Genomic DNA, 4,563 nt, shown 5'->3' with positions numbered 1-4,563 from the left:
CGATCCTCACTCGCGCTCGCCTTCGGATGCGACCTAACTTTTGCTCTCACAACGTAGCAATCGTGCCTGTAGCTGGTCAAGGACGGTTGGCATTGAACAAAAGTTAGGTTAAAGTCGCCTAGGTCATGACCGCGTCGTTGCCAAAGTGGCGTTGATGTTCACTCTCCGTTTCGATATGCGGGCTCCTGACGACGGTGCGCCGACTACCGAGCTATACGCCGCGGCCATCGAGATGTGCGCGTGGGCCGAAACCCGTGGGGCGATCGCGGCAGTGCTCTCGGAGCACCATGGTGCCGACGACGGGCACCTGCCCTCGCCGCTCCTGCTGGCTTCGGCGATCGCCGCCCGAACCGAAGTGATGCCCATCCTCTTGGCCGCAGTCGTGCTGCCCTTCTGGGATCCTGTCCGGCTGGCCGAGGAGATGTGTGTGCTCGACATCGTCAGCAAGGGCCGCGTTGCATACGCATTCGGCGTCGGCCACCGCGCCGAGGAGTATGAGCACTTCGGCGTTGATTTGCGTAAGCGCGGGCGGCTGGCGGACGAGAAACTGGCCGTGCTGCTGCAGCTGCTGAAGGGCGAAACGGTAGACCACGACGGCCGACGCATCCACGTGACGCCTGCGTGCACAACGGCGTCGGGCCCCTACATCATGATCGCGGGGGGCAGCGCTGCGGCTGTCAAGCGGGCAGCCAAGTACGGTCTCGGCTTTGTCTCGCAAGTCAATTCGCCCGAACTCAAGGAGTTGTATGAGGCCCAATGCCGTGAGCACGGGCACCAACCCGGCGTGACACAGTTTCCGGTTGACGGCGCGCCGACCGCCGTCTTCGTCGCCAACGACGAAGACCGCGCCTGGGAGGAACTGGGGTCTTATCTGATTCACGATGCGAAGATGGCGGCGTCCTACCGGCATGGTGACGACACGGTGGCCAGCATTACCCGCGCCGACAGCGTGTCGGCCTTGCGTGCCGCGGACGGTCCGTACCGCATCTGGAGCATCGAGGAGGCGGCGGCTCATGTACGCAGCGGACAACAGTTGCTTCTGGCTCCGCTGTGTGGCGGCATACCGCCCGAGCTGGCGTGGCACTACCTCGAGAACGCCGTCGTTGCGGTGGAAAGAGCTCGTGATTAAGTCAGGGGAGAGTTTGTGACGTCCAATCCGGTTCGCGTTGTCGTCTGGTCAACTGGCGGAGTCGGCTCGATAGCCGTCGATGCCGTCCGGCGTCGCCCAGAGTTCGAACTCGTTGGCGTGTGGGTGCATTCGCCGGACAAGGTCGGCCGAGATGCCGGCGAGCTCGCCGGCGGCCCTCCCATCGGTTTGGCCGCCACCCACGACGCCGACGCCCTCATCGCGCTGCAACCGGATTGCGTGGTGTACGCCGCGAGCGGCCCGGAACGTGAGGCCGGCGCGGTGCCCGATTATCTGCGGCTGCTCGAGGCCGGAATCAACGTGGTATCGACCACGTCCACGAGTCTGGTCTACCCGCCCGCCTACTTCGCGCCGGACTGGCGGGACCAGCTCGAGGCGGCCGCGAAGTCGGGGAATGCCTCGTTCTATGCATCTGGGATCTTTCCCGGGTTCGCGTCGGATCAGCTGGCGTTGTTGATGTCGACGCAGTCGAAGACGATCCGGACGGTGACAGTCACCGAAGTCGCGCTCAACGATCACTATCCGGTCGCCAGCGTGATGGAGGAGGGGATGGGATTCGGTCGTCCGCTCGACTTCGAACCCATGCTGAAGACACCCGGGTTCATCGAGATGGCCTGGAAGGCCCCGATTCACTTGATCGCGGCGGGACTGGGTGTCGAGGTCGAGGAGGTGCGTGGGTCCCTCGACCGCCAGTTGACGGATCGCGACATCGACGTCGCATTCGGGACGATCAAGGCAGGCACATGCGGAGCGGTGTGCACGCGCGCCGCCGGTGTCGTCGGTGGCCACGAGGCGATTGTTCTCGAGCACGTCATCCGGATGGCACGGGACGTGGCACCCGACTGGCCGACTTCGGAATGCGATGCGACCTACCGCGTCGACATCGAGGGTGATCCCGATATCCATTGTGCGATGACCATGGGCGAGGCCGAAGGCCACGGCGCGGGCCACGGCGCGATGACCGGCACCGCCATGCGCGTCGTCAACGCCATTCCTTACGTCGTCGACGCTCCGCCGGGCCTGTTGAGCTCGCTCGACCTGCCGATCACGCTGCCCCGCAACCCGTTCGAGTGAACTAGCCGAGCGGTACCTTCCCCATGATCAAGTCGATGATCGGCTTGCCCGGCGCGAACGAGCCGGTCATCGATGACATGGCGTGACCGACGTCCACGAGCAGATTCACACCGCTAACGGCATTGGCGGCTTCGCTGTTGAGGAACACCATCGCGTTGGCCATTTGTTCGGGCGTGAGTAACTCGGTGCCGGTGGCTTCCCGGTAATCCTGCCCGAAGGCCAGCCACAGGTCGGCGTTGGCTCGGCCCAGCGGGGTGTCGGTAGGGCCTGGGCAGATGGCATTGATGCGCACGCCCTTGGCCATGAAGGGGTAGGACTGTTGCGCCACATAGACATTGATTGCCTGCTTGCTGAAGCCGTAGTGGATGAACCCCTCGTCGAGGTGGGCCCCAATCCACTCGTCGGCAGACTGAAAGTCCGGTGTCGCCAAGAAGTCCTGAACGCGCTCCAAATCGTTCTCCCACCCGATGCCGGCGAGTGATGAGATGAAGCAAATCGCCGAACCACGGGGGAGCCGGCCTTCATCGATCAATCGCTCGATGAGATGGCGGTGGCCGATGAAGTTGATTCGCATCATGACTTGGCCACCGGCCGGGCCATCGGCGATGCCGGCGGCGGAGAAGATCGCGTTGACGGGTCCCTCGATCTGCTCGATCGCGGCGTCGATCGACGCCGGATCCGACAGATCGGTGGTGATCGCCTGGGTCACCGGATAGTCGACGGGGGCGCGGTCCATCACAATGACTTCTGCGCCGAGTTCGGCGGTCGCCTTCGCTGCCGCGGCGCCCATACCGGTGGCGCCACCTACCACCAGCACCCGCTTGCCGTCGTACCGGAACTGATCAATCAGACTCATCGCTTTCCCTTCTGCACCGTCCTATGGCGCGAATAGCGTAGCACTCTACGTGGAACATATATTTGGTATCAAGAGCCCAGGTGACAGGTGTTGACGCACGACGAAAGGCGAACGTACGGTGAGGGAGACAAATATTAGGTCACACTTTGTGCTTGTCGTCTTCACGAGGAGTTGATGGTGGCCGGTGCCAACGCGATCGACGTGTACTACGACCCGTTCGACTTCGAAATCGACGATGATCCGTACCCCGCCTGGAAGCGGCTTCGCGATGAGGCCCCGCTGTATTACAACGAGAAGTACCGCTTCTTTGCGTTGAGCCGCCACGTTGACGTTGCGCGGGAGCTCACGAACTGGGAAACGTACCGCTCGGGTCGAGGAACAACGCTGGACGTCATTTTGTCAGGCTTGGAGGTCCCGCCCGGGGTGATCCTGTTCGAGGATCCACCTCTTCACGATTTGCACCGCCATATGTTGTCGCGCGTTTTCACCCCAAGGCGTATGGAAGCGATCGAGCCACTTGTTCGGCAGTTCTGTGCCGGCTTGCTTGATCCGCTCGTCGGTTCGGAAGGTTTCGATTTCGTGGCCGATCTCGGTGCGTTGATGCCGATGCGGACGATCGGCTACCTGCTGGGGATACCGGAGGGCGGACAGCAAGCGATCAGGCAGCAGACCGACGATTTTGTGAGCCTGAAGGATGGTAAGCCGAACGAGCTCGACAGGAATACGTTCGAGCAGCAGTACCTGCTTTTCGTCGACTACATCGACTGGCGGGCTAAGCATCCGTCCGATGATCTGATGACGCAGCTACTCAACGCGGAAGTGGAGGAACGGGACGGTACGCGAAGGCAGTTAAGCCGCACCGAGGTGCTGAACTACACCAGCATGATCGCCGGGGCAGGCAACGAGACGACTGCTCGGTTGATCGGCTTCATCGGTCAGCTGTTGTCGGATCATTCCGATCAACGCAGGCAGCTCGCCGACGATTTCACGATGATCCCCCGGGCCATTGAGGAAGTGTTGCGCTACGACGCGCCGTCGCCGGTCCAGGCGCGATATGTCGCCCGTGACGCTGAATGTCATGGCCAGACCGTGCCCGAGGGTTCGATCATGTTGTTACTGAACGGGTCCGCCAATCGCGACGAACGCCATTACCAGGACCCCGACCGGTTCGACATTCACCGGAGCGGGCCACATCTGAGCTTTGGGCAGGGGCTGCACTTCTGCCTCGGGTCTGCGCTGGCGCGCATGGAAGGCCGGGTCGCGCTCGAGGAAGTGCTGAAACGCTGGCCTGACTGGGCAGTCGATTATGACCATGCGGCCAAGGCCCATACCGCGAGCGTGCGAGGGTGGGCGACGCTTCCGGTCACCCTCGGCTGAGGGTCAGAGTCAACGGCCGCGGTCGGTGACACCGCGGACGACGGTGTCACGAGCGAGTATGAGTGCGGCGCGCGTGCCCTCTTCTCGGATGATGTTTTCGGGTATCCAA

At 62.7% G+C, this 4,563-nt stretch carries 4 protein-coding genes; 3 read left to right on the top strand and 1 reads right to left on the bottom strand.

Annotated features, from left to right (window positions below):
* Window positions 1-154 precede the first annotated feature (154 nt).
* On the top strand, window positions 155-1,129 hold the full coding sequence (locus tag ACRDU5_RS19375; RefSeq protein WP_526616400.1) for an LLM class flavin-dependent oxidoreductase: 975 nt from the start codon (window positions 155-157) through the stop codon (window positions 1,127-1,129).
* 15 nt (window positions 1,130-1,144) lie between these two features.
* Entirely contained in the window at window positions 1,145-2,221 is a 1,077-nt protein-coding gene (locus tag ACRDU5_RS19370) for an NAD(P)H-dependent amine dehydrogenase family protein (protein ID WP_526616399.1), read from the top strand.
* Between the two features lies 1 nt (window position 2,222).
* Here ACRDU5_RS19370 and ACRDU5_RS19365 read toward each other — a convergent pair whose 3' ends face one another.
* Window positions 2,223-3,077: an SDR family oxidoreductase gene (locus tag ACRDU5_RS19365; protein WP_526616397.1), complete on the bottom strand. Its 855-nt coding sequence runs from the start codon at window positions 3,075-3,077 to the stop codon at window positions 2,223-2,225.
* 177 nt (window positions 3,078-3,254) lie between these two features.
* Between ACRDU5_RS19365 and ACRDU5_RS19360 the strand changes: the two genes are divergently transcribed.
* A complete protein-coding gene (locus ACRDU5_RS19360) occupies window positions 3,255-4,454 on the top strand; it encodes a cytochrome P450 (RefSeq protein ID WP_526616396.1) in 1,200 nt (399 codons plus the stop codon).
* Window positions 4,455-4,563: the final 109 nt, after the last annotated feature.

Source organism: Mycobacterium sp., from assembly GCF_050701515.1.
Classification (GTDB): Bacteria; Actinomycetota; Actinomycetes; order Mycobacteriales; family Mycobacteriaceae; genus Mycobacterium.
This window is presented reverse-complemented; position numbering and strand designations above follow the sequence as displayed.

Coding starts and splice junctions, on each gene's coding strand:
- ACRDU5_RS19375 (WP_526616400.1), top strand. CDS start 155: ATGTTCACTCTCCGTTTCGATATGCGGGCTCCTGACGACGGTGCGCCG.
- ACRDU5_RS19365 (WP_526616397.1), bottom strand. CDS start 3,077: ATGAGTCTGATTGATCAGTTCCGGTACGACGGCAAGCGGGTGCTGGTG.